Origin of the sequence: Ramlibacter alkalitolerans (genome assembly GCF_016722765.1) — a bacterium.
GTDB classification, from domain to species: Bacteria; Pseudomonadota; Gammaproteobacteria; order Burkholderiales; family Burkholderiaceae_C; genus Ramlibacter; species Ramlibacter alkalitolerans.
In genome coordinates this window covers 266,292-291,984 of the sequence record NZ_JAEQND010000008.1, presented here as the reverse complement: position 1 = coordinate 291,984, position 25,693 = coordinate 266,292, and the positions used below count along the sequence as shown (strand labels likewise).

Annotated in this window: 19 protein-coding genes, 1 tRNA gene and 1 pseudogene; 18 read left to right on the top strand and 3 right to left on the bottom strand. The window is 68.6% G+C overall.

From position 1 onward, the window contains the following. Positions 1 to 21 precede the first annotated feature (21 nt). The 5 genes and pseudogenes from JI746_RS16215 (at position 22) to JI746_RS16190 (ending at position 7,212) form a co-directional block, all read left to right on the top strand. Positions 22 to 1,617, top strand: a complete 1,596-nt coding sequence (locus JI746_RS16215; protein WP_201690884.1) for a type I restriction-modification system subunit M — start codon at positions 22 to 24, stop codon at positions 1,615 to 1,617. Next, the gene (locus JI746_RS28210) at positions 1,614 to 2,861 is read left to right on the top strand and encodes a restriction endonuclease subunit S (protein ID WP_330893017.1); all 1,248 of its coding nucleotides are present in this window, start codon (positions 1,614 to 1,616) and stop codon (positions 2,859 to 2,861) included. Before JI746_RS16215 ends, JI746_RS28210 begins: the two co-directional genes overlap by 4 nt. Continuing rightward, positions 2,858 to 4,251: pseudogene (locus tag JI746_RS28365) on the top strand (type I restriction-modification enzyme R subunit C-terminal domain-containing protein). The gene JI746_RS28210 and the pseudogene JI746_RS28365 overlap by 4 nt, the downstream one beginning before the upstream one ends. Before the next feature lie 576 nt (positions 4,252 to 4,827). Next, the gene (gene dgt, locus JI746_RS16195; RefSeq protein ID WP_201690879.1) at positions 4,828 to 6,201 is read left to right on the top strand and encodes a dGTP triphosphohydrolase; all 1,374 of its coding nucleotides are present in this window, start codon (positions 4,828 to 4,830) and stop codon (positions 6,199 to 6,201) included. A gap of 252 nt (positions 6,202 to 6,453) precedes the next feature. Next, complete coding sequence (locus JI746_RS16190) at positions 6,454 to 7,212, top strand: alpha/beta hydrolase family protein (RefSeq protein ID WP_201690877.1); 759 nt, start codon at positions 6,454 to 6,456, stop codon at positions 7,210 to 7,212. Here JI746_RS16190 and JI746_RS16185 read toward each other — a convergent pair. Beyond that, positions 7,200 to 7,934, bottom strand: a complete 735-nt coding sequence (locus JI746_RS16185) for an aspartate/glutamate racemase family protein (RefSeq protein WP_330893016.1) — start codon at positions 7,932 to 7,934, stop codon at positions 7,200 to 7,202. The genes JI746_RS16190 and JI746_RS16185 overlap by 13 nt on opposite strands. A 106-nt stretch (positions 7,935 to 8,040) precedes the next feature. Here JI746_RS16185 and JI746_RS16180 point away from each other — a divergent pair, with 106 nt between their 5' ends. From JI746_RS16180 to JI746_RS16135, 10 genes are all read left to right on the top strand, one after another. Next, the gene (locus JI746_RS16180) at positions 8,041 to 8,385 is read left to right on the top strand and encodes a hypothetical protein (protein ID WP_201690875.1); all 345 of its coding nucleotides are present in this window, start codon (positions 8,041 to 8,043) and stop codon (positions 8,383 to 8,385) included. A 39-nt stretch (positions 8,386 to 8,424) separates the two neighbouring features. After that, entirely contained in the window at positions 8,425 to 8,658 is a 234-nt protein-coding gene (locus JI746_RS16175; RefSeq protein WP_201690874.1) for a hypothetical protein, read from the top strand. Between the two features lie 91 nt (positions 8,659 to 8,749). Further along, entirely contained in the window at positions 8,750 to 9,214 is a 465-nt protein-coding gene (locus tag JI746_RS16170; protein ID WP_201690872.1) for a hypothetical protein, read from the top strand. Further along, on the top strand, positions 9,175 to 10,125 hold the full coding sequence (locus tag JI746_RS16165; protein WP_330893015.1) for an alpha/beta fold hydrolase: 951 nt from the start codon (positions 9,175 to 9,177) through the stop codon (positions 10,123 to 10,125). Before JI746_RS16170 ends, JI746_RS16165 begins: the two co-directional genes overlap by 40 nt. Positions 10,126 to 10,252: 127 nt before the next feature. Beyond that, on the top strand, positions 10,253 to 10,531 hold the full coding sequence (locus JI746_RS16160) for a hypothetical protein (protein WP_201690870.1): 279 nt from the start codon (positions 10,253 to 10,255) through the stop codon (positions 10,529 to 10,531). 61 nt (positions 10,532 to 10,592) lie between these two features. Then, complete coding sequence (locus JI746_RS16155; protein ID WP_201690869.1) at positions 10,593 to 10,913, top strand: hypothetical protein; 321 nt, start codon at positions 10,593 to 10,595, stop codon at positions 10,911 to 10,913. Positions 10,914 to 11,012: 99 nt separating this feature from the next. Continuing rightward, positions 11,013 to 14,492: an exodeoxyribonuclease V subunit gamma gene (gene recC / locus JI746_RS16150; protein ID WP_201690867.1), complete on the top strand. Its 3,480-nt coding sequence runs from the start codon at positions 11,013 to 11,015 to the stop codon at positions 14,490 to 14,492. Continuing rightward, entirely contained in the window at positions 14,489 to 18,124 is a 3,636-nt protein-coding gene (recB, locus tag JI746_RS16145; RefSeq protein ID WP_201690865.1) for an exodeoxyribonuclease V subunit beta, read from the top strand. Before recC ends, recB begins: the two co-directional genes overlap by 4 nt. Beyond that, positions 18,121 to 20,145 (top strand): exodeoxyribonuclease V subunit alpha, encoded by a 2,025-nt coding sequence (gene recD / locus JI746_RS16140; RefSeq protein ID WP_201690864.1) that lies wholly within the window; start codon positions 18,121 to 18,123, stop codon positions 20,143 to 20,145. Before recB ends, recD begins: the two co-directional genes overlap by 4 nt. Next, a complete protein-coding gene (locus JI746_RS16135) occupies positions 20,142 to 20,828 on the top strand; it encodes a nitroreductase (RefSeq protein WP_201690863.1) in 687 nt (228 codons plus the stop codon). Before recD ends, JI746_RS16135 begins: the two co-directional genes overlap by 4 nt. A 155-nt stretch (positions 20,829 to 20,983) precedes the next feature. On the opposite strand, the gene JI746_RS16130 is transcribed toward JI746_RS16135, so the two are convergent. Continuing rightward, entirely contained in the window at positions 20,984 to 22,237 is a 1,254-nt protein-coding gene (locus tag JI746_RS16130; protein WP_236599875.1) for an MFS transporter, read from the bottom strand. 145 nt (positions 22,238 to 22,382) lie between these two features. Here JI746_RS16130 and JI746_RS16125 point away from each other — a divergent pair, with 145 nt between their 5' ends. From JI746_RS16125 to JI746_RS16115, 3 genes are all read left to right on the top strand, one after another. Beyond that, on the top strand, positions 22,383 to 23,255 hold the full coding sequence (locus JI746_RS16125; RefSeq protein ID WP_201690862.1) for an FAS1-like dehydratase domain-containing protein: 873 nt from the start codon (positions 22,383 to 22,385) through the stop codon (positions 23,253 to 23,255). After that, positions 23,252 to 24,439 (top strand): CaiB/BaiF CoA transferase family protein, encoded by a 1,188-nt coding sequence (locus tag JI746_RS16120; protein WP_201690861.1) that lies wholly within the window; start codon positions 23,252 to 23,254, stop codon positions 24,437 to 24,439. Before JI746_RS16125 ends, JI746_RS16120 begins: the two co-directional genes overlap by 4 nt. 49 nt (positions 24,440 to 24,488) lie before the next feature. Further along, a tRNA-Arg gene (locus tag JI746_RS16115) sits at positions 24,489 to 24,565 on the top strand. Between the two features lie 129 nt (positions 24,566 to 24,694). On the opposite strand, the gene JI746_RS16110 is transcribed toward JI746_RS16115, so the two are convergent. Then, positions 24,695 to 25,690, bottom strand: a complete 996-nt coding sequence (locus JI746_RS16110; RefSeq protein WP_201690860.1) for a hypothetical protein — start codon at positions 25,688 to 25,690, stop codon at positions 24,695 to 24,697. Positions 25,691 to 25,693 lie beyond the last annotated feature (3 nt).

Genomic DNA, 25,693 nt, shown 5'->3' with positions numbered 1-25,693 from the left:
TTGTGCTCACGCGACTCTCTCATGGCCGCAAGCGTGCGCCTCGGCCGCGACCGCCGTATAGGAAGCAAAGCTACCGCGCGGAACCTGGACAGGGCGCCGGTCGGCGGCAAAAAATCTGCGGGGGGACGGGAATTCTGCGTCCTTAGCAGCATCGAGAACGACCGCATGTTTGAGCAAACCTTCAAGAACATTGACGACGTCCTTCACAAGGATGCCGGTTGCACCAGCGAACTGGATTACACGGAGCAGTCTTCCTGGCTGCTGTTCCTCAAGTACCTGGACGCGCTTGAGGCGGATAAGGCCGCGGAGGCCGAGCTCGAGGGGAAGGCTTACACCTTCATCTTGGGAGAGCCATATCGCTGGTCAAGGTGGGCGGCACCGAAGACAGTCGGCGGCCGCGTGGACCACAACACCGCGATGACCGGCGACGACCTACGTGAGTTCGTCGACGGCAAGCTCTTTCCCTACCTCGCCGGCTTCAAGCAGCGCGCGAGTGGGCCTAACACCATTGAATACAAGATCGGTGAGGTCTTCGGCGAGATCAAGAACAAGATCCAGAGCGGGTACAACCTGCGCGACGTGATCGACTTGATCGATGAACTGCGCTTCGGCTCGCAAACTGAAAAGCACGAGCTGTCGCACCTGTACGAAGCCAAGATCAGGAACATGGGCAACGCGGGGCGCAATGGCGGCGAGTACTACACGCCACGCCCTCTGATCCGCGCCATGATCAAGGTGCTGGACCCGAAGATCGGTGAGCGGATCTACGACGGCGCCTGCGGCTCGGCTGGCTTTTTGTGCGAGGCCTTCGACTACATGCTGCCCAAGGCTACGAAGGCCGACGACCTGAAGACGCTGCAGACGCGCACCTTCTATGGAAGGGAGAAAAAGAGCCTGGCCTACGTCATCGCGATCATGAACATGATCTTGCATGGTATTGAGGCGCCCAATGTCATCCACGCCAACACGCTGGCGGAGAACATCAGCGATATCCAGGACCGCGACCGGTATGACGTGATCCTGGCCAACCCGCCTTTCGGCGGCAAGGAGCGCAAGGAGGTCCAGCAGAACTTCCCGATCAAGACCGGCGAGACGGCCTTCCTGTTCCTGCAGCATTTCATCAAGACCCTGAAGGCTGGCGGACGCGCGGCCGTCGTGATCAAGAACACGTTCCTGAGCAACACCGACAACGCCAGCACCAGCATCCGGAAGCTGCTGCTGGAAAGCTGCAACCTGCACACGGTGCTGGCCATGCCCGGCGGCACCTTCCAGGGCGCGGGTGTCAAGACCGTGGTGCTGTTCTTCGAGAAAGGAGCGCCCACGCGCAGGATTTGGTTCTACCAACTGAACCCTGGGCGCAAGATGGGCAAGACCAACCCGCTCAGCGACGACGATCTGGGCGACTTCGTTGAGCGGCAGAAGTCGTTCGCCGACTCGGCACAGAGCTGGTCGCTCGACGTAGCCGGTATCGACATCGCCACCTTCGACCTGTCAGTTAACAACCCGAGCGGCGGCGAGGAGGTTGTGCTGCGCACACCGCAGGACATCCTCGACGAGATCGCGGCGCTTGATGCAGAGAGCGCCGAAGTGCTAGCAGCGATTCGGGAGCTGGTGTGAGTGGTTGGCCAAGAGCAACCATAGGCGACGCTTGTATGGTGTTTAGCGGAGGTACCCCATCTAAGGGAGACCCCACCTACTGGCATGGACCCATTCCGTGGGTTTCCGCCAAGGACCTGAAGGCGGACCGAATTTTCGATGCCGAACTTCACATTTCACAGAAAGCGTGCGACGAGTCGGCAGCAAAGATGGCTGCGGTTGGATCGCTGCTGATGCTTGTGCGAGGGATGGGCCTCGCGAACGGCATCCCCATCGGCGAGGTCACATCGCCCGTCGCGTTTAACCAGGACATACGGGCCATCGTGCCACCAGCGACGGTTGACTCCAGATTCCTGCTGCTGGCGCTCCGCCACCGCTTTGCAGATGGCGGAAAGGGCGTACTGAGTTCGGCAGCGCATGGGACGCTGAAGATCGATGCCGAAGCGCTTCGGCAGGTTGAGTTTCCAGTGCCGGCGCTGCGAGAGCAGCGCCGCATCGTAGCCATACTCGACGAAGCCTTCGAGGCCATCGCCATCGCCAAGGCCAACACCGAGAGGAACGTGCAGAACGCCCGCGAGTGGGCTGACAGGCAACTCGCTGTGGTGCTGGATGCGGCGTCGGCGACTGGCATGTCCCGCGCGTTGGAGGCCGTTGTGGCACCTGGCTGCACCCTGTCTTACGGAATCGTGCAACCAGGCGACGAAGTGCCCGGGGGGCTTCCAGTGGTGCGGCCCGTGGACCTAGGCGATAAGAATGTATGCATCGAGGGACTCAAACGCATTGATCCCGCGTTGGCGCGCTCGTACACACGTACGACGCTCGCGGGCGGTGACCTGCTGCTGTGTGTTCGCGGAACCACCGGAACGGTCGCGGTTGCAGACCCCGAACTAGCCGGGGCCAACGTGACTCGGGGCATCGTGCCGATCAGGTTCGACTTGAAGTTCATCACCCAAGCCTTCGGGTACTACCTGCTGAGATCTGAGCCTCTCCAGGCTCAGATCCGTGCCAAGACCTACGGGACGGCCCTCATGCAGATCAATATCGGAGACCTCAGAAAGCTAGTCCTGCCTTTCCCACCGACCGATCGACAGGCAGAGATCGTCGAGAAATTGGATGCTGTGCAGGAAACGGCGGACAGCCTGCGCAATGTCTACGCCGGCAAACTTGCCGCTCTCGAAGAGCTAAGTAGGTCCCTGCTCCACCAAGCCTTCACTGGCGCACTGACCACAAAGGCCGCTGATAAGCAATTAGCCGAGGTCGCATGAACGAAGCCGAAACCCGCGCCGAGCATATCGATCCCGCCTTGAAAGCCGCCGGCTGGGGCTTGGTCGAAGGCAGTCGTGTCTTGCGCGAGCACGGCATAACGCTGGGCAGGCTGCAGGGTAGCGGCGGCAAGGGCGCGCGAGCCAACGCCGAAATCGCCGACTACGTGCTCGTCTACCGCAACACCAAGTTGGCGGTGATCGAGGCCAAGGCCTGGGACAAGCCGCACAGCGAAGGGGTCGGCCAGGCAAAGAGCTACGCCGCGAAGCTGGCGGTGCGATTCGCCTATGCCACTAACGGCCAGGCGATCTACGGCATCGACATGGTCACTGGCGCTGAAGGCGACGTGACCAGCTACCCGAGCCCAGAAGAACTGTGGAAGCAGACCAACGTCCATCCGAGCGCCTGGCGCGACCGCTTCGCGGCCGTGCCCTTCGAAGACAAGGGAGGCACCTGGCAGGGGCGCTACTACCAGGACATAGCCATTACGCGCGTGCTGGAAGCCGTTGGGGCAGGCCGCGACCGCATCCTGCTCACGCTGGCCACCGGCACCGGTAAGACATTCATCGCGTTCCAGCTCGCATGGAAGCTGTTCCAGAGTCGCTGGAATCTGGCGGACTGGAAGAGCGGGGGCGAGCCCGCTCGCCGTCCACGCATCCTGTTCCTGGCCGACCGCAACATCCTGGCCGACCAAGCATACAACGCCTTCTCGGCCTTCCCCGATGACGCCTTAGTGCGCATTGCTCCCGACGACATTCGCAGAAAAGGCCGGGTACCGAAGAACGGCAGCATCTTCTTCACGATCTTCCAGACCTTCATGAGCGGCCCGGGCGGGGCGCCGTACTTCGGCGAGTACCCGCCCGATTTTGGAGTGCCGATGGCCGGCCGATGTCGGCGGCGCAGTTTCTGGAGTCGCTGTTCGGCACCTTGCCCGAGTTCTTCAGAGACGAGGACGAGTTGCGCAGCCTGTGGAGCGATCCGGATACTCGGAAGAAGCTACTCGCCGATCTGGCGGATCGCGGATTTGGAAGAGACCCCTTGGCTGAGATGCAGCGCATCATTGATGCGGAGGGTAGCGACTTGTACGACGTCCTGGCTTACGTGGCGTTTGCCTCCAGGCCGCTGTCACGCCAAGCCCGCGCCGAGGCGGCGCGCCACGCGGCGGCAACGGAACTGAGTGACAAGCAGCGTGCGTTCATTGACTTCGTCCTCGCGCAGTACGTGGCGCAAGGAGTAGAAGAACTGGAGCAGGAAAAACTGGCTTCCCTGCTGAAACTGAAGTACCGCGCGCTACCAGATGCTTTCGCCGAACTGGGCCGGCCCGAACAGGTGCGACAGGTATTCGTCGGATTCCAGCGGCACCTTTATCGAGCGGGCGCAGACGCTTCCTGACCCTTAGTCGACGTGTAGGTGGCCCCCGTTGTTCCGAGCCTCGCGTGCGCGAGCGCCGGCGTTTTCGTGGCTATAGGCCCTGTTATCAACCCAGGAGCACCACAGGCAGGGCTTAAGTAATCCTAGTGGCGTCAGTCCCGTCGAAGGTGGTATACTGTTCAAAAACACAGCTAACACGGTAAGGTTCCTTTCACTGGCACGTCTCCGCTCGCGACGCCTGTGGTCGGCACTTGGCTCGCGTCGCTCGCCGACAGCAGGCTAGCTGGCTACCGCCAATGTCGCTCGAGGCTGACAAGTTCGTTGACGAGGAGCCCTAACCTCATAGAATGACGTGACTCTTGGGGGCCTACATGAAAGCAGCGGATTTTCAATCTGTGGCCGATGCACGACGCGCGACGGACAAGAAGCTGAGCTTTTTTCACTCTATGCATCAGGCGAGTCGATCGCATGGTCCGCGCCAGCCCAGCAAGCCCCAGCCACATCAGCCGGGGCAGGGCCAAGGCAATAATCAAAAAAAGTAAGGGCCACGGGCCACTGCGAGCCACCTGCGGGTGGCTTTTTTCTTTGGGAGGAATCGTGCTGTACAAGCCTGGCGACCTCGAGCGCGTTCAGAAGGAAGAAGAAGAGAATGACGTCGGACGCTCCGCATTCCGACGAGACTACGGTCGGCTGTTGCATTCAGCGTCTTTCCGACGTTTGCAGGGCAAGACGCAGTTGTTCCCGGGCCATGAATCCGATTTTTTTCGCAACCGTCTGACGCATTCGCTGGAGGTGGCCCAGATCGCGAAAGGGATTGCGCAGCAGATCAACACCACCGATGGTCGGTTTAAAGGTGAAAACGCGATCGACCTGGATCTGGTGGAGTTCGCCGCACTTGCTCACGATCTAGGGCACCCGCCGTTCGGGCACAACGGCGAGCGGGCTCTCGATGACTGCATGAAGCAGCATGGAGGATTCGAGGGCAATGCTCAAACGCTCAGGATCGTGTCGCGGGTAGAAAAGAAGGTCTACGACACACAGGCTGGCTCTGGAGATGACCCGTGCCCGATCGCGGAAGACGGAAGGGATCTCCGCCTCGGTCTCAATCTCACCTTCCGCTCGTTGGCTGCCGTTCTCAAGTATGACTCGCTCATTCCAGCCCAACGGAGTGAAGGAGAGAAACTGTGCAAGGGCTACTACGTGTCAGAGAAGGACCTTGTGGAGAAGGTGAAGGCTAGTGTTGGAAAGCCTCCGGAGGGCAGGCCGTTCAAGACCATTGAATGCCAGGTGATGGACATCGCGGATGACATCGCCTATTCCACATATGACCTGGAAGATGCGATGAAGGGCGGGTTCACGCATCCTCTCGATCTGCTCGCGCAAGTCGGCGACGAAAAGCTTCTGGACGAAATCACCGCGAAGACGAAGCGCGAGGTTTCGGATGTCGCGCGTGAGGAGGTCTTTCAGGCGCTTGTGGACCTACTGCAGCTGTATGAAGATAACTCGACACCGATTGAGGCATACGTACAGTCAAAAATGGTGGCGTCTAGCTCGGTCCTGCGCTCGAAGTTCACATCAGAGCTCGTTGGCGGTTTCATGCGCGGGGTCTCGGTGGGGCCTTCAGATCCGGAGGGCTTGACCTTCGCATCCCTTTCGGTAGAGCGCGGCACGCGTATCAAGATCGAGGCGCTGAAGCATCTCAACTACTTGCTGACCATCATGTCTCCCCGCCTCAAGGTGGTGGAGTACCGGGGATATGACGTCGTTCAGACACTGTTCGCAACGCTAACGTCCTCCCAAGGGCCCTTACTGTTGCCGGACGACGTCAAGGAGGCCTATTCACGTCTGCAGGATGCCGGTGCGCGCCACCGGCTGGTTTGCGACTTCGTGGCCGGTATGACGGACAGGTACGCGGTGGAGTTTTACGCTCGGCTGAAGGAGAGCGGGGCGACGATTTTCAAGCCGCTGTAGCGCAATGGGCACCAGATCCTCTGCGCCTTGGCGTTGCGCGGCGTTCGGCTTTTGGCGAGTTCGCCGCGACGCAAAGCGTTTCCGCAAAAAGTCTTCGCAAGAGCGGTCGTTCTCGGATACTGATGCCGGAAAGAATGGACCGGAAACCCGCGCCAGTGCTCAAAACGCCAGCCGCCCTCATAATCCCTTGGTCGCTGGTTCAAGTCCAGCACGGCCTACCACCCTCGCTCCCCCTGTGGCGCACAATGCCGCATGCCCTCCGAGCACGCCTCCTTCCCCGGCGCCCACGGCAGCCTGCTCGCCGCCCGGCTCGACACCCCCGACGCAGCCCCGCGCGCCTTCGCGCTCTTCGCCCACTGCTTCACCTGCAACAAGGACATCTTCGCCGCCAGCCGCATCTCGCAGGCACTGGTCGAGCACGGCCTCGCGGTGCTGCGGTTCGACTTCACCGGCCTCGGCCACAGCGAAGGCGAGTTCGCCAACACGAACTTCTCCTCCAATGTCGCTGACCTCGTTGCCGCGGCCGACTGGCTGCGCGACACGAAGCAGCCACCTGCCCTGCTGATCGGCCACAGCCTGGGCGGCGCCGCGGTCCTCGCCGCAGCGCAAGCGATCCCGGAAGTGCGGGCGGTGGCCACGATCGGGGCGCCCAGCGACCCCAGCCACGTCGCGGGCCTGTTCCGCGAACACGTGCCGGAGATCGAAGCCCACGGCGAGGCGCTGGTGCAACTGGCGGGCCGGCCCTTCCGCATCCGGCGCGAGTTCCTGGCCGACATCGGGCAGCAGAACCTGCGCGAGAAGATCGCCGGACTCGGGCGCGCCCTGCTGATCCTGCATTCGCCCGTGGACGCGACAGTCGCCATCGGCAACGCGACGGGCATCTTCGTCAACGCGCAGCATCCCAAGAGCTTCGTCTCGCTCGCCGATGCCGACCACCTGCTCACCCGCCGCAGCGACGCCGCCTACGCCGCCAACATGATTGCGGCCTGGAGCGAGCGCTACCTCGCCTGAGTGCCGCCCTCGCGCGCTCCCAGCGCGAACTCCACCGCCGCCTCCGCATGGATCGCCGTCGAATCGAAACCCGGCACCGGCAGGCGCGCCGGGTCGAGGATCAGGCACAGCTCCGTGCACCCGAGGATCACCGAATCCGCGCCCTGCGATGTTGCCTGCGCGATCAGCGCCAGGAGCGCCTCGCGCGAGGCATCCACCACCTTGCCCGCACACAGTTCGTCGAAGATGATGTCGTGCGTGACGGTGCGGCCCTGCGCGTCGGGCACCATCAGTTCGATGCCGTGCCGCTGCATGCGCTCGCCATAGAAGCCGTGCTCCATCGTGTAGCGCGTGGCGATCAGCAGCGGCCGCTGGCGGCCGGCCGCCTTCAGGCGCGCGGCGGTCTCGTCGATGATGTGGATCAGCGGCAGGTCCACCGCCGCGGCCACCGCATCCGCCACCAGGTGCATGGTGTTGGCGCAGATCAGCAAGCAATCCGCGCCGGCGCGCGCCAGTCCGCGCGCGACATCGGCCAGGCGCTCGCCGGCCCGCGCCCAGTCACTGGCCTGCTGCAGTTCGACGATAGGCTGGAAGTCGACCGAGTGCAGCAGAACCTCGGCCGAATGCAGGCCGCCGAGGCGCTGGCGCACCGCCTCGTTGATCAGCCGGTAGTAGATGGCCGATGCCTCGAAACTCATTCCGCCGATCAGGCCGATCTTGCGCATGGGTCGCCCTTTCTTCACGCGCGCCCATTGTGCATGGCCGTTTACATCCTGAGCCGTAACGGCACGTTTTCGTCCCGGCGCGGCCGCATTCCTGGACTACATTCGCGGCGCGAAAGGGTATTGAATGAACATCAAGGAGTTTTCGCCGCGCGTGGTGACCTTCAAGCTTGCCGCCGCCCTGGAACAGTACGAACTGGACCTGCGCGCACTCACGGAGGGCTGGCTCGATGCGGACGCATTCCGGCGCCTGCAGCAGGAGTTCGGCGCGATGCGCGTCCTGGGCGCGGCGCTGCCGCGCCTCTCGGTGTCCTGGGTGGCCGTGATGGTGTCGCGCAACCGCTTGCTGCGCTCGCTGTGCGGCCGCAGCGGCTCGGTGCTCGCGGCTCTGCAGGAACACCTGGCGGCGGTCGAAGGCCTGCGGGCCCGCTGCCTGCGCATGATGGGCGCACAGACGCCGGCCCTGGCCTGAGCCGGCGAGCGGACATCGTTCCGCGGCGGAGAAGTGAAGATGAAAGTGGACTACGTGAGCCGCAACGGCACCGGCCCGAGCTACGAGATCGAGGCGGACTGGCATGGCAGCTACACGATCCGGCGTGAGGGCACCGTGCTCAAGCGCGTGACCGCGCTGACGCACTATGCGGGCAAGCCGCTGTGGGGCCGCCGGAAGCTGGCCCTGGCCGCGATCGAGGAGGCCAAGTCGCTCATCGACGCGCACGAGGAGCACGAGGCGCACCAGCGCTGAAACCGGCGCCGTTCGGGTATCGTGGCGCTTCACTGCAGCGCGCGACGCCCACGCCATGAGACCCCATTTCTCCGGATCCAGGAAGACCTGGATGCTGGCTGCGCTCGTCGCCAGCGGCTTGCTGCTGGTCCAGGCGGGTGCGCTGCCGTTCTGGGTGTGGGCCGTGGTGGCGGCGCTGGCCATCGGGACCCGCCTGCTCGCCCACGTCGACCGCTACCGCGACGAGTTGTTCCTCTCCGAGGAGGGCGTCTCGCGCCAGCATGGCTCCAGGCTGCGCAAGACCTCGACGGAATCGGTGCGCTGGGACGAACTGGTCAAGGTCGAAGTGCTCACGAACGAGACCGGCGCCGGTCGCAAGGATCTCCTGCTGCTCCTGTACGGCACGCAAGGCAGCGGTGTCGCCGTGCCGGGCAGCGTGGCGAAGAGCCACGCCCTCGTACCGGCCCTCGAGCGCAGGCTGCCCGGCTTTCGCACGGACGCATTCGCGCAGGCCGAGCGTTCCACCGAGCGCAGGTCGTGGACGCTCTGGGAACGCGCGGGCGCGCCGCCGCCATGATCGTGCATCGCCTGCCGGTCGGCGACGGCCATGCGATGCACGTCGAGGAGCACGGCGATCCCGACGGCATCCCGGCGCTGGTCCTGCACGGCGGTCCGGGATCGGGGCAGTCGCCGGCACTGCGCAGCTTTCTCGATCCCGCCCGCTACCGCATCCTCTGCCCGGACCAGCGCGGGGCAGGGCAGAGCACGCCGGCCGGGTCCGTCGCATCGAACACGCTCTCCCACTTGGTGGCCGACCTGCGCCTGCTGCAGTCGGCGCTGGCGGTGCGCCAGTGGCTCGTGGTCGGCGGCTCCTGGGGCGCGACGCTGGCACTGGCGCACGCCCTCGATCACCCCACGGCGGTTTCGGGGCTGTTGCTGCGCAACGTGTTCCTGGCGCGCCGCAGCGACATCGATGCGTTCTTCGCGCGCGCGGTGCAGCAGGGTGGCGCGCCCTGGCAGGCGCTCGCGCAGCACGCGCGCGAGGCAGGCGTGCCGCTGCTCACGCAACTCGCCGGTGTGTTTTCAGCCGGCACCAGCGAACAGCAGCGGACGATGGCCACCGCCTGGGCCCGGTGGGAGCAGCGCCTGTCCGGCGAGCCCGAGCGGATGCCCGACGATGCAACCGTGCCCCGCCTCGTGCAGCGCTATCGCATCCAGAGCCATTACCTGGAGCACGCGTGCTGGCTCGACCCTCCGCCGCTGCTGGAGCGCTGCCACGGCCTGCCCGGCATTCCGCTGTGCATCGTGCACGGAACGCAGGATGCGATCTGCCCACCCGAAGGCGCAACGGCCTTGCAGCAGCACACCGGCGGCGCGGCGCGCGTGCACTGGGTCGAGGGCGCCGGGCACCAGGCCACGGATCCCCGCATGCTGGCCGCGATGCGGGCCGCGGCCGACAGCTTCGCGCAACGCGGCGCGTTCGACTGACGCCGTCGTGCGCCGTCCATGTTGGAAACACGTTTCCAGCCGCTACCGGGCGCAAGAACGCCATAGGCGGGTAATGATTGTTTCCCCGCCCCCTCGCGAGGGCCTGGCCCACCCCAGAATGCGTTCCGTGGAAACAGTACGCATGCACTCGGAACGCTACGTGAACCGCAGCGCCCACGGTCGCGACCATGAACTGGCGGCGGCCCTGAAGGGCGCCCGCGCCATGCCGGTCTCCGGCAAGCCGGTGCTGGTGGCGTTCCGCAACGAGTCCGGCGAGATGTACCGCTTCGCGCTCCTGTACGGGCCGAGCCAGCTGCGCTACCTGCGGCTGCGGCTGGTGCAACTGCACCTGCTGGACGACCTCGACGACGACGACGGCATGATGACCGTCCTCGGAAGCACCTGAGCGCCTGGTCCTGAAGCAGCGGGGTGGCGGCTGTAAGCCTGACGGCTTAAACTGCGGGTCCATGCTGAGCTTGCAGCACACCCCGCCTGGCGCCGCTTGGGCGCACCCCCTTCCCGAAGCCATCCCCTCGCTGCGCGACGTCGCGGCCGCCTTGCGCCGCGTCAAGCGATGTCCGGAGCCGGGCCCGGGCTTTCGCATCGGGATCTGCGATGACGCCGGCACGGTGCGCGCCGGCGCGATGGTGGCCAGCTTCGTCCAGGTGCAGCGTCTTGCGCTCGCGATGGGGGACCTCGGCTACGCCGACGTGATCGCGGGCGAGGCCGACGAGATGCAGGGCTGCCACGTGCTGTTCATGCCGCGCAGCCACGCTGGCGCGCGCTGACGGACTGCGGAACATTTTCCGCGCCGGCGCTGCCGCGTCTTCGTCGCAGGCCTCGCGCGGGTGGGCCTGGCTCGAGAGCAAGTAAAGTCGCGCAGGCAGATGAACGACGGCCCGCAGTCCCTTCCCCCCGGCTTCATGGTGGTCCACGGCAACCATCCGGAAGCCCTGCGCAACCTGATGGTCGCCTGGATGGCGCGGCACCCGCTGGCGCCGCTGGAAGACGAACGCATCCTGGTCCAGAGCAACGGCGTCGCCCAGTGGCTCAAGCTCTCGCTGGCCGCGGACCCGCGCCAGGGCGGCATCGGGGTGGCCGCGGCACTGCGCACCCAGCTGCCCGCCCATGCGCTGTGGGACGCCTATCGCGCGGTGCTCGGGCCCGACGCCGTGCCGCGCGATTCGGCCCTCGACGAATCGCGGGTGGTCTGGCGGCTGATGCGCCTGCTGCCCGCCTTGCTGCCCGAACCCGAGTTCGCGCCCTTGCGCGGCTTCCTGCACGACGACGCGGACCGGCGCAAGCTGCACCAGCTCGCGCTGCGGGTGGCGGACCTCCTGGACCAGTACCAGGTCTACCGCGCCGACTGGCTGGCGCGCTGGGCCGCGGGCGACGCCGTGCTGACGCTCGCGCGCGGCGGCCTGGCGCCGGTGCCGGAGACCCTGCGCTGGCAGCCGCGCCTGTGGCAGGCGCTGCTCGCGGATGTCGGCGACGAAGGCGCTGCCGGCGGCCGGGCCGAGGTGCATCGCCGTTTCCTCGACGCGGTGCAGGGCTGGCAAGGCGCGCCGCCCGCCGGCCTGCCGCGCCGCATCAGCGTCTTCGGCATTTCTTCGCTGCCGCGCCAGGCACTCGACGCGCTGGCGGCGCTGGCGCGCTTCAGCCAGGTGCTGCTGTTCGTGCACAACCCCTCGGAGCACGACTGGTCCGGCATCGTCGCGCCGCAGGACGCGATGCGGCGCCGCCGGCACCAGCCGCGCCCGGGCCTGCGCGGCGAGCCTGGGCTCGATGCCCTGCACCTGCAGACGCAGCCGCTGCTCGCCGCCTGGGGCAAGCAGGGCCGCGACTTCGTCGGCCTGCTGGAGGAATACGACCGCCCCGACACCTACCGCCAGCGCTTCGGCGAGATCGGCCAGCGCATCGACCTGTTCGAGCGCACCGCGGGCGACACGCTGCTGCGGCAGTTGCAGGACGACATCCTCGACCTGCGTCCGATCGCCGAGACGCAATCGCGCTGGCCGCCGGTGGACCCGGCCCGCGACACCTCGATCGCCTTCCACGTCACGCACAGCCCGCAGCGCGAAGTGGAGGTGCTGCACGACCAGCTGCTGGCGGCCTTCGCCGCGGATCCGACGCTGCGCCCGCGCGACGTCATCGTCATGGTGCCGGACGTCTCCGTGTACGCGCCGCACATCCGCGCGGTGTTCGGCCTGGCCGAGGACAAGGACCCGCGCCACATTCCCTTCAACGTCGCCGACCAGGGCCAGCGCCAGCAGGACCCCTTGCTCGGCGCACTGGAGAAGCTGCTGAACCTGCCGCGCGAGCGCATCGCGGTCAGCGAAGTGCTGGACCTGCTCGACGTGCCCGCGCTGCGCTCGCGTTTCGGCATCGCCGAGGACGACCTGGCGCTGCTGCACACCTGGATCGCCTCGGCGCGGATCCGCTGGGGGCTGCACGCGCAGCACCGCGCCTCGCTGGGCCTGCCGCCGGACCTGGAGCGCAACAGCTGGCGCTTCGGCCTGCGCCGCATGCTGCTCGGATACGCCGCCGGGCAGGGCGAAGCCTGGAACGGCATCGAGCCGCTGGCCGAAGTGGGCGGCCTCGACGCCGCCTTGCTCGGGCCGCTGGTGCGCCTCATGGAAAAGCTGGAGGCGCACTGGGCGCTGCTGGACCAGCCGGCGCCGCCCGCGGTGTGGGTGGCGCGGCTGCAGCAGCTGCTCGATGATTTCTTCGCCGCGCGGGAAGGCAGCGTGGACGGCCTCACGCTGCTGCGCGCGCAATCCGCGCTCGACGACTGGCAGCTCGCCTGCGAGGAGGCGCAGCTCGCACAGCCGCTGCCGCTGTCCGTGGTGCGCGAGCACTGGTTGCAGAGCCTGGAAGCGCCGGGCCTGGGCCAGCCCTTCTTCGCCGGCGGCGTGACCTTCGCCTCGCTGATGCCGATGCGCGCGATCCCCTTCCGCCGGATCGCGCTGCTCGGGATGAACGACGGCGACTATCCGCGCTCGCGGCCGCCGATGGACTTCGACCTGATGGCGCACGAGTACCGGCCCGGCGACCGGTCCCGGCGCGAGGACGACCGCTACCTGTTCCTGGAAGCCCTGCTGTCCGCGCGCGAGCACCTGCACGTGAGCTGGGTGGGGCGCAGCATCCACGACAACGAGGAGCGCCCGCCTTCGGTGCTGGTGGCGCAGTTGCGCGACCACCTTGCCGCCGGCTGGCGCGCCAAGGGCGCGAAGCCGGACAAGGCCGGCCGCGAGCTGGTGGCGGCGCTCACGGTGCAGCACCGGCTGCAGCCCTTCCATCGCGCGTATTTCGACGGCGGCGACCCGCGGCTTTTCAGCTACGCCAGCGAATGGGGCGGCAGCCTGCAGGCGCCCGCCGCCGGCGCGAGCGGGGGGGTCCTCGATGCGGCGCCGGCGCAGGCGACGCTCACGCTCGCGATGCTGGGGCGCTTCGCCAGGAATCCCGTGCGTGCGTTCTTCGAACATCGGCTGGCCGTGCGCTTCGCCGACGAGGACGTGGCGGCGCAGGACCAGGAACCGTTCGGCCTCGACGCCCTGGAGAACTGGAGCCTGCAGGACGAACTGATCCGCGTGCAGCGGGCCGCCATCGATGCCGGCGCGCCGCGCGAGCCCGCCTTGCAGGAGCGGCTGGCACGCTTCGCGGCCCGCGGCGAACTGCCGCACGGCGCCTTCGCGGCGCAGGTGGCGGCGCAGCTTGCCGAGCCGATGGACAGTCTGTTCGCGCGCTACGCACAATTCCTGCAGGACTGGCCGCGCGTGCTGCCCGACGAACCGCTGGCCTTTGCCGATCGAGGCGGGCCGCCGCCGCTGCTGTTCGAGGACTGGCTGTCGCAACTGCGCGGCAACGGTGACGGTGCCCGTTGCCGGCTGGTGCTGGAAAGCAGCGGCCTGGTGAAGGACAGGCGCTGGCGCCTCGCGCGGCTGCTGCCGCACTGGGTGGCGCACGTTGCAGGCCATCTCGCCGGACAGCCTCTCACGACCATCGTGGTGAGCAAAGCCGGCTGCGCGACCCTGCCGGCCATGGCGCACGCCGCCGCACTGGCGTGGTGGCAGGAACTGCTGCAGGCCTGGCGCGAGGGCATGCGCAGGCCGCTGCCGTTCTGCGTCGACAGCGCCGCGGCGTGGCTGCGCTTCATCGCGCCGGAGAAGGGCGAGCCGGCGCCGGAGCGCGCACGCGAGGAGGCGCGCAAGTGCCACGAAGCCGAATGCGGCCGCGACCCCTACCTGGCGCGCGCCTTCCCCGACTTCGATGCGTTCCACGGCGACGAATTCGCCCACTGGGCCGTGACGCTGCTGCGGCCGCTGCGCGACGCCGTCGGCGCGCCGCCCAAGGGAGATGCGCCATGAAACCCGCGCTGCTGGATCCCTTGCGCTTTGCGCTGCGCGGCAACGCGCTGATCGAGGCGAGCGCCGGCACGGGCAAGACCTTCACCATCGCCGCGCTGTACCTGCGGCTGGTGCTGGGTCACGGTGGCGAGGCGGCCTTCCCCCGCCCGCTCACGCCGCCCGAGATCCTGGTGGTGACCTTCACCGAGGCCGCGACCAAGGAGCTGCGTGACCGCATCCGCGCGCGCCTGGCTGAAGCGGCCGAGGCCTTCGCCGATGGCGAGCGCGAGGCCGAGCCGCTGCTGCGCGAGCTGCGTGCGAGCTACCCCGCGGCGGAGTGGCCGGCCTGCGCGCAAAGCCTTCGGCTGGCGGCCGAATGGATGGACGAAGCGGCCGTCTCCACCATCCACGGCTGGTGCCACCGCATGCTGCGCGAGCATGCCTTCGACAGCGGCAGCCTGTTCAGCCAGACGCTGGAGGCGGACCAGACCGAGCTGGAACAGGAGGCGGTGCGCGATTACTGGCGGACCTTCTTCTATCCGCTGCCGCCCGAAGACGCCGAATGCGTCGCCGGCTGGTGGAAGACGCCCGATGCGCTGCGGCTCGCCTTGCGCAAGCTGCTGCCGCAGGCCGAGCGCGTGGACGATGCGCCCGAACCGGCGACCGCGCTGCGCGAGGCGCGCGAGGCCCGGGCGCAGCAACTCGCCGACCTGCGCGGCCCCTGGGGGAGCTGGTGCGACGCGCTGCAGGCGCTGCTGGACGAAGCCGTCGATGCGCGCAAGGTCGATGGCCGCAAACTGAAGAAATCCGATTACCACCGCTGGCTGCAGAAATTGCGGGAGTGGTGCGCAGGGACCGAGCCGGTTCCCGACCTCAGCACCACGGCGTGGGACCGGCTCACGCATGCCGGCCTGCGCCAGGCGTGGAGGGTGCCCGACGACGCACCGCGGCACGAGGCGCTCGAGGCGCTGGAACTGCTGCGCGGCCAGCTCGGGTGCCTGCCCGAATGCAGGGACACGGTGCTGGCCCACGCGGCACGCTGGGTCGCCGCGCGCATGGTCTTCGAGCAGCATCGCCGCGCGGAGATGGGCTTCGACGACCTGCTCACGCGACTGCGCGATGCGCTGCGGCGGCCGGACAGCGGCCGGCGGCTGGCGGCGCTGATCCGCCGCCAGTTCCCGGTGGCGCTGATCGACGAATTCCAGGACACCGACCCGGTCCAGTACGAGATCTTCCGCACCGTGTACCAGGGGCACGAGGACGTCGCGCTGATCCTGATCGGCGATCCGAAGCAGGCGATCTATGCCTTCCGCGGCGCCGACATCCACACCTACCTGCAGGCCCGCCGCGATACGGCGGGGCACCACACCACGCTCGGCACCAACTTCCGTTCCACCACGGATATGGTCGACGCCGTCAACCACCTGTTCCTGCAGGCGGAGCAGCGTCCGATGGGCGAGGGTGCGTTCCTGTTCCGCACGGCGCGCGAGAACCCGCTGCCCTTCCTGCCCGTGCAGGCGCACGGGCGCGAGCAGCGCTGGCGCGTGTCCGGCGCGGACGCACCCGCCCTGAGCTGCTGGTGGCTGGACGCGGGTGACGTGCTGCGCGCCGGCGAATACCGCGAGGCCATGGCGGCGGCCACCGCGACCGAGATCGTGCGCCTGCTGCGCCTGGCGCAGCAGGGCAAGGCGGGTTTCGTCGACGACAAGCGCAGGCTGCAGGCGCTGTGCCCGCGCGACATCGCCGTGCTGGTCAACGACGGCAAGGAAGCGGACGCCGTGCGCCAGGCGCTGCGCGAGCGTGGCGTGCACAGCGTCTATCTCTCCGACCGCGGCAACGTGTTCTGCAGCGATGCGGCGGGCGAGCTGCAGCGGCTGCTGCAGGCCTGTGCCTCGCCGGACGACGGCGCCCTGGTGCGCGCGGCGCTGGCGACAGCGCTGCTGGCGCAGGACTGGGCGGCGCTGGACCGCCTGAACCACGACGAGGTGCACTGGGAAGAACGGCTGGAGCAGTTCCGCGGCTACCGCAACTGCTGGCAGCGGCAGGGTGTGCTGCCGATGCTGCGGCGGCTGCTGCACGACTTCGAGGTGCCGCAGCGGCTGATCGCGCTGCGCGAGGAACGGCTGCTCACCGACCTGCTGCACTTGGCCGAACTGCTGCAGCAGGCCAGCATGCTGCTCGATGGCGAGCATGCGCTGGTGCGCCACCTCGCGGAGCAGCGCGCCGAGGGCACGGTCGCCGCGGACAGCCGGCAACTCCGGCTCGAAAGCGATGCGGACCTGCTGAAGGTGGTGACGGTGCACAAGTCCAAGGGGCTCGAGTACCCGCTGGTGTTCGTGCCCTTTGCCTGCGCCTGCCGGCCGGTGAAACCCGAGGACCTGCCGATCAAGTGGCATGACGACGCAGGCGTGCTGCGCCTGTCGCTGCGCGCCAGCGACGAAGTGGTGGCGCGGGCCGAGCGCGAGCGCCTGGGCGAGGACCTGCGCAAGCTCTATGTCGCGATGACGCGCGCGCGCTTCGCCACCTGGATCGCGGTGGCACCCACCGAGCACCTGGCAGGCAGCGCGCTCGGCTACCTGCTGGCCGGCGGCAACGGTGTCGCGCCGGGGCAGGTGCATGCGGCGGTGCAAGGGGCGCTCGCAGGCAAGCCGGGGATCGCGGTCACGCCGGCGCCCCAGCCTTCGGAAGAGTCGTACCGGGCCGACGGGCCGGCCCTGCAGCTCGCGCTGCCGCGCCCGCTGCCCCCGCAGGCCCCCGAGCCCTGGTGGATCGCCAGCTATTCGCGGCTGCGGCGCGTGGCCGGGGCCGTGGTGCGCGAACAGCGCATCCCCGAGACGGCGCAGGAGGAAACGTACCTCGAGTCGGCGGAGGAACGGCGGGCCGATGGGGCGCCGCCGCCCTCGGCGGGCACGCTGCACGACTTCCCGCGCGGGCCCGCCGCCGGCAGCTTCCTGCACGGGGTGCTCGAATGGGCCGCACGCGAAGGCTTCGCCGCGGCAGCCGACGGCCACGCGGACATGGAGCGCCTGCTGGCGCGCCGCTGCCGGCCGGCGCGCTGGGCGCCGCACCGCGAAGCCCTGCGCGAATGGCTCACGCGCTGGCTCGCCACGCCGCTGGACCTGCGGCGCCTCACCCCCGGCGCGCGTCCGGTCGCGCCGCGCGAGCTGCAGGCCATCCAGCCCGAGATGGAGTTCTGGCTCGCGGCCTCGCACGTGCAGGCGCAGGCCCTCGATGCGCTGGTGTCCCAGCACACGCTGCAGGGCCTGGCGCGCGCGCCGCTGGAGGCGCAGCAACTCAATGGCATGCTCAAGGGCTTCGTCGACCTGCTGTTCGAGCACGAGGGGCGCTACTACGTCGTCGACTACAAGTCGAACTGGCTCGGCCCCGGCGACGCCGCTTACACGATCGAAGCGATGCGCGACGAGGTGCTGCACCACCGCTACGAGCTGCAGTACTGCCTGTACCTGTTCGCTCTGCACCGCCTGCTGCGTTCGCGCCTGCCGGACTACGACTACGAGCGTCACGTCGGCGGCGCGGTCTACGTGTTCCTGCGCGGGCATGCCGCGCCCTCGCAAGGCCTGCACCTGGAGCGGCCGCCGCTCGCGCTGATGGAGGCGCTGGACCGCCTGTTCACGCAGGAGGTGCCCGCATGAACGAAGCCTTGCGCACGCGCGAGGGGTGCCTGCAGGTGCTCGAAACCTGGGTGGCGGCCGGCTGGCTGCGCGATCTGGACCTCGTGTTCGCAGCCTTCCTGGCGCGTGAAGTGGCCGGCGCCGATCCGCTGCTGCTGCTGGGCGCGGCGCTGGCGAGCCACCAGCTGGGGCGCGGCTACGTCGCGCTCGAACTCGCCGCGCTGGTGAGAGATCCGGCCGAAGCGCTGGCCCTGCCGCCGGAGGAGCACGCGTTGGCGCCGCAACCGGTGGCGCCTCCGCTGGAGCCGGTGGCGTTGCTGCAGGACGTGACGCTGGGCGACTGGCAGCGCGTCCTCGCCGATCCGCGGCTCGTCACCGGGGGCGAGGGCAGTGCGCCGCTCGTGCTGGAGGGCACGCGCCTGTACCTGCGGCGCTTCTGGGAGCACGAGCAGACGGTGCGCGCCGGCATCGCGCAGCGGCTCGCGAGCGTCGAGCCCTGGAGCGCGGAGGCGCTGCAGCGCGCGCGCGTGGCGCTCGCCGAACTGTTTGCACGCGAGGAGCCCCCGCCGCAACCGGACTGGCAGAAGGTTGCTTGCGCCATCGCGCTGCGATCCCGCTTCGCCATCGTCACCGGCGGCCCGGGCACCGGCAAGACGACGACCGTGGTGCGGCTGCTGGCCTTGCTGCAGCACCTGGCGCTTTCGCAGCCGGACGGCAGTGCTCGCCGCCTGCGCATCCGCCTCGCGGCACCCACCGGCAAGGCGGCGGCGCGCCTCAATGCCTCGATCGCCAACGCGGTGGGCGTCCTGAAGCTGGCGCGCCTGGCCAACGGGGAAGCCGTGCGCCAGGCCATCCCGACCGACGTGAGCACGGTGCACCGGCTGCTGGGGAGCTTCGGCGGCACGCGGCGCTTCCGCCACGACGCGTCGAATCCGCTGCCGCTGGACGTGCTGGTGCTCGACGAAGCGTCGATGGTGGACCTGGAGACCATGGCGGCCGTGGTCGCGGCGCTGCCAGGGCACGCCCGCCTCGTGCTGCTGGGGGACAAGGACCAGCTCGCTTCGGTGGAAGCCGGCAACGTGCTGGGCGAACTGTGCGCCCGCGCCGACGATGGCCATTACCGGCCGGCCACGCGGGAATGGCTCGAGGCGCTCACCGCCGAGCCCATTCCGGCCACACTCGTGGACCCGCAGGGCGAGCCGCTGGACCAGGGCGTGGTGAAGCTGCGGCATAGCTGGCGCTTCGATGCCGCCAGCGGCATCGGCCAGCTCGCCGACGCCGTCAACCGCGGCGACGCGGCAGATACGCAGCGGATCCTGCGCGCTGGGCACGACGACGTGCTCTGGGTGGAACTCGATGACCGCGACGCCGTGTTGCGCCGGCTCGTGCTCGAGGGCTATCGCCACTACCTGGAAGGGGCTGCGCAGCCGCCGGCGCCGGACGCGCCGCGCGAGCAGTTCGATGCGTGGGCGCGCTCGGTGCTGAAGGCCTACGGCAGCTTCCAGCTGCTGTGTGCGGTGCGCCGCGGACCCTACGGCGTGGAAGGGCTCAACACGCGCATCGCCACCCTGCTGCACGCCGAGAAGCTCACCCCCGCAGCGAGCGGCTGGTACGCGGGCCGGCCGGTCATGGTGACGCGCAACGACTACGCGCTGGGCCTCATGAACGGGGATGTCGGCATCACGTTGCCCTTGCCGGTCGCCGGCGAGCCCGGACGCACGATGCTGCGCGTGGCCTTCGAGGCCAGCGACGGCGGGATCCGCTGGATCCTGCCGAGCCGGCTGCCGGAAGTGGAGACGGTGTTCGCGATGACGGTGCACAAGTCGCAGGGTTCGGAGTTCGGCCACGCGGCGCTGCTGCTGCCGCAGGAGGCCAGCCGCGTGCTGACGCGCGAACTGGTCTACACCGGCATCACGCGGGCGAGAAAATGGTTCACGCTGGCCATCCCTGCCGGCGCCGGGCATGTGCTGGAATCGGCGCTCGCGCGCCGCACCCGCCAGGGCGGGGAGGGGCCGCGGGTCACAGGAGGAGTCCGCCCATGACGCAGGAGACTGCATCGAACGCCGACGTGCTGGCGCATTGGCTCGCCGGTCGCCGCAGCTGCCGCGGCTTTCGCGCCGACCCGGTGCCGCGTGCCACCGTCGAACGCATCCTGGCGCTGGCGCAGCGCACCGCGTCCTGGTGCAACGCGCAGCCCTGGCAGGTGCACGTGCTGTCGCCGCAGGCGACCGATGCTGTCCGCGAGGAGCTGGTGGCGTACGCGCGCGCGCATGCGCCGCAGCCCGATTTCGATTTCCCGGCGGCGTATGAAGGCGTCTACCTGGACCGCCGGCGCGAGTGCGGCCTGCAGCTGTATTCAGCGACCGGCGTGCAGCGCGGCGACAAGGCCGCCTCCGAACGCCAGTGGCTGGAGAACTACCGCCTGTTCGGCGCGCCGCAGCTTGCGATCGTGACCAGCCCGGCGGCCCTGGGCACGTATGCCGCGATCGACTGCGGCGCCTATGTCCACAACTTCATGCTGGCAGCGTACTCGCTGGGCGTGGCCAGCATCGCGCAGGCGGCACAGGCGGCGGTGGCCGGCTTCTGGCGCGAGCGCCTGGGTCTCGCCGAGGGCCGCAAGGTGGTGTGCGGCATCGCCTTCGGCTACGAGGATCCGGCGCATCCGGCGAATGCGTTCCGCACGTCGCGCGCGGACCTTGGGCAGGCGGTGCAGTGGGTGGATTGAGCGCCGATTCGTAGGCTGGGGGTGACGCGCGCCAGCGCCGGAACCCCAGCATTCAGGATCGGGCGCTTCGCGCCATCGCTGGGGTTGCCGGGCAACGCCCGGACTACGCGCTGCGTCGCACCGCTCGGTCGCGCGCTTCGCGGCTCACCACCGGCCTACGCCCGCGCCGGCGCCATCAACGTGAACCCCCTGCGCGGCAACTGCAGGGCCACCACCGCCGCCGCGACCAGCAGCGCCCCGGCCGCCCCGAACGCCACCCAGTGCGTGCCGAAGCGCTCGTACGCCCAGCCCCCCAGCCACGAGCTGATCGTCGCGCCGATCTGGTGCCCCAGGTACGCCATGCCATACAGCACGCCGACCAGCCGCACGCCGTAGACATCCGACAGGATCGCCGACGACAGCGCGATGCTGCCGGCCCACACCAGGCCGCCGATGGTCGCCGTGACGTACAGCTCCCAGTGCGTGCCCACCAGCACCAGCGCGAAGAAGCCGAGGCCGCGCACCAGGTAGATGACCGACAGGATGTTGCGCCGTGGCAGCCGATCGGCCAGGCGCCCCAGGACCACCGTGCCGCCGATCGCGACGACGCCGATCAGGCCGATGCCCATCGAGCTGGTGAAGGCGTCGAAGCCGTGGTCCATCAGCATCGGCATGCCGTGCGTGCCCAGCAGGTTCATGCTGAAGCCGCAGCAGAACAGGCCGAAGAAGATCTTCCAGAACGGCGCCGTGCGCATCGCCTCGCGCAGGCTGAGGCTCTGCGGCGCGGTGCTGGCGCGGGCCCGTTGCGCCGCCGCTTCCTCGGGCAGCAGGTCGGTGTGTTCCGGCGCGCTGTCGCGGATCACGAACAGAGCGGCCGGCAGCGTGAGGGCCGTGAACACCGCCGCGAAGCCGACCAGCGTGGCGCGCCAGCCGAAGGACTCGATGGCCCACGTCGTCACCGGCGTCATCACCGCCATGCCGGCCATGGAACCCGTGGAGAGGAAGAACAGCGCCATGCCCCGCCGGCGGGTGAACCAGTGGCTGATCACCGGCGTGAGCGACACCGGGCTGACGAACGCCAGGCCCACCGAGAAGCCGACGCCGAACGCCAGCAGGAAGGCGAGCGGGTCGCGCGTGAGCACCGTCCACAGCACGGAACCGGCCACGATCAGCGCCCCGAGCAGCAGCACGTTGCGGGTGCCGTAGCGCGCGATCAGGTGGCCGCCGACCGGCATCGCCAGGCCGTAGCACAGCATTCCGATCGCGATGATGGTCGACAGCAGGCTGCGGCTGAAACCGAGGTCGTGCGCGATCGGCAGGAAGAAGGGGCCGATGCCCAGCCGCATGCCCGTGGAGAGCAGGGTCAGCAGGGCGGCTGCGGCCACGATGTTCCAGCCGAAGTACCAGCGGCTGCGGGATGCCGAAATCAAGCGTCACTCCTCGTGCCGGGGGTGAAGCGGCCCCGGCCGGGGGCTATTCTGCAGGCATCGGCGCGCCGGTGCGGGGCATGGGGTCATCGGCAGGGTGGCGCGCCCGGGCATGCAGGTCGCACGGCAAGGCTGGTCTAATCCGCCCATGCCCGACTCCGCCTTCACCCCCGAACGGCTGGCCGAACTGCGCGCCTGGGAAGGCCGCAGCGAAACGCTGCACGACGACGTCACTGCCGCGCCCGTGCGCAATCTCTCGGCCACCCTCGACCGCGACGATCCGCTGCCGCAGGCCGGCACCGAGTTGCCGCCGCTATGGCACTGGCTGTACTTCCTGCCGGGGCATCGCCAGAGCGAGATCGGCGCCGACGGCCATGCGCGTCGCGGCGGCTTCCTGCCGCCGGTGCCGCTGCCGCGCCGCATGTGGGCCGGGGGCCGCCTCACGTGGCACGCGCCGCTGCGCGTGGGCGAGCGCATCGAGCGCACTTCGACGATCGCCTCGGTGACGCACAAGGCCGGCCGCAGCGGCGACCTGGTGTTCGTGCTGGTGCGCCATGAGGTGCGCAACGCGCAGGGCCTGGCACTGAGCGAGGAACACGACATCGTCTACCGGCCGCTGGCGCAGCCCGGCGACCCGGTGCCGCCACCGCAGCCGGCGCCCGCGGACGCGCCCTGGTCGCGCGAGATCGTGCCCGATCCGGTGCTGCTGTTCCGCTATTCGGCCCTCACCTTCAACGGCCATCGCATCCACTACGACCGCAGCTACGTGACGGAGGTGGAGGGGTATCCGGGCCTGATCGTCCACGGGCCGCTGATCGCCACGCTGCTGGTGGACCTGGCGCGGCGCCAGCGACCGGACCACCGCTTGCGCAGCTTCAGCTTCCGTGCCGTGCGCCCCACCTTCGACCTGCATCCCTTCCGCGTCAACGGCAAGCCCTCCGCCGACGGCAAGGGCGCGCAACTCTGGGCGCAGGACCACGAAGGCTGGCTCACCATGCAGGCGGAGGCGCAGTTCGCATGAGTGCCGCACGGCCGCTCGACGGAATCACCGTCGTCTCGCTGGAGCACGCGATCGCCGCGCCCTTCTGCACGCGCCAGCTGGCGGACCTCGGCGCGCGCGTGATCAAGGTGGAGCGGCCCGGCAGCGGCGACTTCGCGCGCGCCTACGACGACCGTGCGCAGGGCCTGTCCTCGCACTTCGTCTGGGTGAACCGCTCCAAGGAAAGCCTGACCCTCGATCTCAAGCAGCCCGAGGCCATGCAGGTCCTGCAGGACCTGCTCGCGCGGGCCGACGTGCTGGTGCAGAACCTGGCCCCCGGCGCCGCCGAGCGCATGGGCCTGGGCTACGCGCAGCTTTCGGCGCGCTGCCCGCGCCTGGTCGTGTGCGACATCTCCGGCTACGGCAACGACGGCCCGTACCGCGACCGCAAGGCCTACGACCTCCTGATCCAGAGCGAGGCCGGCTTCCTCTCGGTGACCGGCACGGCGGAGGAGCCGTGCAAGGCCGGCATCTCGATCGCCGACATCGCCGCCGGCATGTATGCGTACACGGGCGTCCTCGCCGCGCTGCTGCAGCGCCAGCAGACGGGCCAGGGCTCGCACGTGGAGATCTCGATGCTGGAGGCCCTGGGCGAGTGGATGGGATTTCCGATGTACTACGCCTACGACGGCGCCCCGCCGCCGCCACGCAGTGGCGCCGCCCACGCGACCATCTATCCCTACGGGCCCTTCGCGGCCGGCGACGGCAAGACCGTCATGCTGGGCCTGCAGAACGAGCGCGAATGGAAGGCTTTCTGCGACAGGGTGCTGCGGCAGCCGGCGCTCGCGGCCGATCCGCGCTTCGACAGCAACTCGCAGCGCAACCGGCACCGGGAGGCGCTCAAGGCCATCATCCTCGACGCCTTCGCGGCACTCGACGCGCAGCAGGTGATGGAACGCCTCGACGAGGCGCAGATCGCCAACGCGCGCGTCAATGCCGTCGGCGAGCTGTGGGACCACCCGCAACTGCGCGCCCGCGGCCGCATCGTGCAGGTCGACTCGCCCGCGGGTCCGCTGGCGGCGCTGCTGCCGCCGGGCGTGCACAGCAGCTTCGAGCACCGCATGGACGCGATCCCGGCGGTGGGGCAGCACACGGATGCGGTCCTGCACGAGCTCGGTCGCGACGCCGGGGCGATCGCGCGTCTGCGGGGTAGCGCCGCGATCTGAAGGGAACGGCCGAGATCGTCCGGAAAACGGTGCTATACTCTATGGCTTCGCGGCTGTAGCTCAGTTGGATAGAGTACTTGGCTACGAACCAAGGGGTCGTGGGTTCGAATCCTGCCAGCCGCGCCAAATGAATCAACGGGTTAGCTCTCACAAGGGGCTAGCCCGTTTTTCTTTGCCGAGCTCGAAGGTCAACCGGAGATCAAACCGGCCTTGCGCGCAGCGGTGACAGCCTCTGGAGTGCCCCGCCTTGTCCACTCACGCCCCAAACAAGTCCGCGAACATCACTTCATAGCCGTCCGGGGGGAGCACGGGGTTCGAGTTCACCTCGAGCCACCAGCACTCGCCGGCTTCATCGACCACGGCGTCCATGGAGTACAGGACCGGTAGCGCGAACAGGTTCTTCAGAAAGCGCGCCATGGCCGCCGAGGCGAGTTCGATGCTGCGTTGCACGGTCTCGGGCAAGGTCGGGAAATCGTTGTCGGATGCGAGGGCGTTGCGGGTGACGTGCTCGCGCCCGTACCTGAAATCGAGCGAACAGGCCGCGCCCTCCTGCAGGATGGAGTCGAAGGTGAGGCCCTGGTAGGCAAGGAAGTTCTTCATCGCCTGGACTTCGGGATACTGGGACAGGGCCACGCCCACCTTGGCAAGCCGGGCCTCGATCAGGTCTTGCACGCTGCTGCGTCCATCGCCCGTTACCGTGGCGGGCTGCCGCAGATGCGCGAAGAAGGGCTTGTGCCCCCAGCACCAGAGCTTGAGGGCTCGCCCCGGAACGAACTGCTCGGCAAACAGCGTTCCGCGGCCCGCGTCCGCACCCTGGGCGCGGTTGGCGGGCGTCATGCCTGCCTTGAACGGGCCGGAGATGTCATAGCCGAACGAGCCGCTGGAACGCTTCAGGATGAAGTCCTGGTCCGGGGGCGCCTGGCTGTCGGAGAGCGGCCATCGGGCCGGGGTGCGCAGTCCGTTTTCGGCAATCATGTCCTTGAACAGCAACTTGTCGGTGGACACGTCATACGAGAGCGGCCGGTAAGGCAGCCATCCGATGAAACCTGAAGTCTCCGGGGTGATCACCGGTGTGTTCACGATCCGCTGCTGCATGCCGCCCACGAACTGGGGATGGAGGCTGTAGTAGCGGTGCCTGCATCTGACTTCCAGCTGGAACGTGGAGACGTCCAGGTCGAGGGCGGCATTGTTCCGGCTCGCCCAGGCCTGCAGTGCGCGGAAGTGCGTCACGAACGCGTTGATGTACGGCATGGG

Coding starts and splice junctions, on each gene's coding strand:
- JI746_RS16190 (WP_201690877.1), top strand. CDS start 6,454: ATGCCCTCCGAGCACGCCTCCTTCCCCGGCGCCCACGGCAGCCTGCTC.
- recD (WP_201690864.1), top strand. CDS start 18,121: ATGAACGAAGCCTTGCGCACGCGCGAGGGGTGCCTGCAGGTGCTCGAA.
- JI746_RS16215 (WP_201690884.1), top strand. CDS start 22: ATGGCCGCAAGCGTGCGCCTCGGCCGCGACCGCCGTATAGGAAGCAAA.
- JI746_RS16170 (WP_201690872.1), top strand. CDS start 8,750: ATGCTGGCTGCGCTCGTCGCCAGCGGCTTGCTGCTGGTCCAGGCGGGT.
- JI746_RS16180 (WP_201690875.1), top strand. CDS start 8,041: ATGAACATCAAGGAGTTTTCGCCGCGCGTGGTGACCTTCAAGCTTGCC.
- JI746_RS16155 (WP_201690869.1), top strand. CDS start 10,593: ATGCTGAGCTTGCAGCACACCCCGCCTGGCGCCGCTTGGGCGCACCCC.
- JI746_RS16120 (WP_201690861.1), top strand. CDS start 23,252: ATGAGTGCCGCACGGCCGCTCGACGGAATCACCGTCGTCTCGCTGGAG.
- JI746_RS16135 (WP_201690863.1), top strand. CDS start 20,142: ATGACGCAGGAGACTGCATCGAACGCCGACGTGCTGGCGCATTGGCTC.
- recB (WP_201690865.1), top strand. CDS start 14,489: ATGAAACCCGCGCTGCTGGATCCCTTGCGCTTTGCGCTGCGCGGCAAC.
- JI746_RS16110 (WP_201690860.1), bottom strand. CDS start 25,690: ATGCCGTACATCAACGCGTTCGTGACGCACTTCCGCGCACTGCAGGCC.
- JI746_RS16125 (WP_201690862.1), top strand. CDS start 22,383: ATGCCCGACTCCGCCTTCACCCCCGAACGGCTGGCCGAACTGCGCGCC.
- recC (WP_201690867.1), top strand. CDS start 11,013: ATGAACGACGGCCCGCAGTCCCTTCCCCCCGGCTTCATGGTGGTCCAC.
- JI746_RS16175 (WP_201690874.1), top strand. CDS start 8,425: ATGAAAGTGGACTACGTGAGCCGCAACGGCACCGGCCCGAGCTACGAG.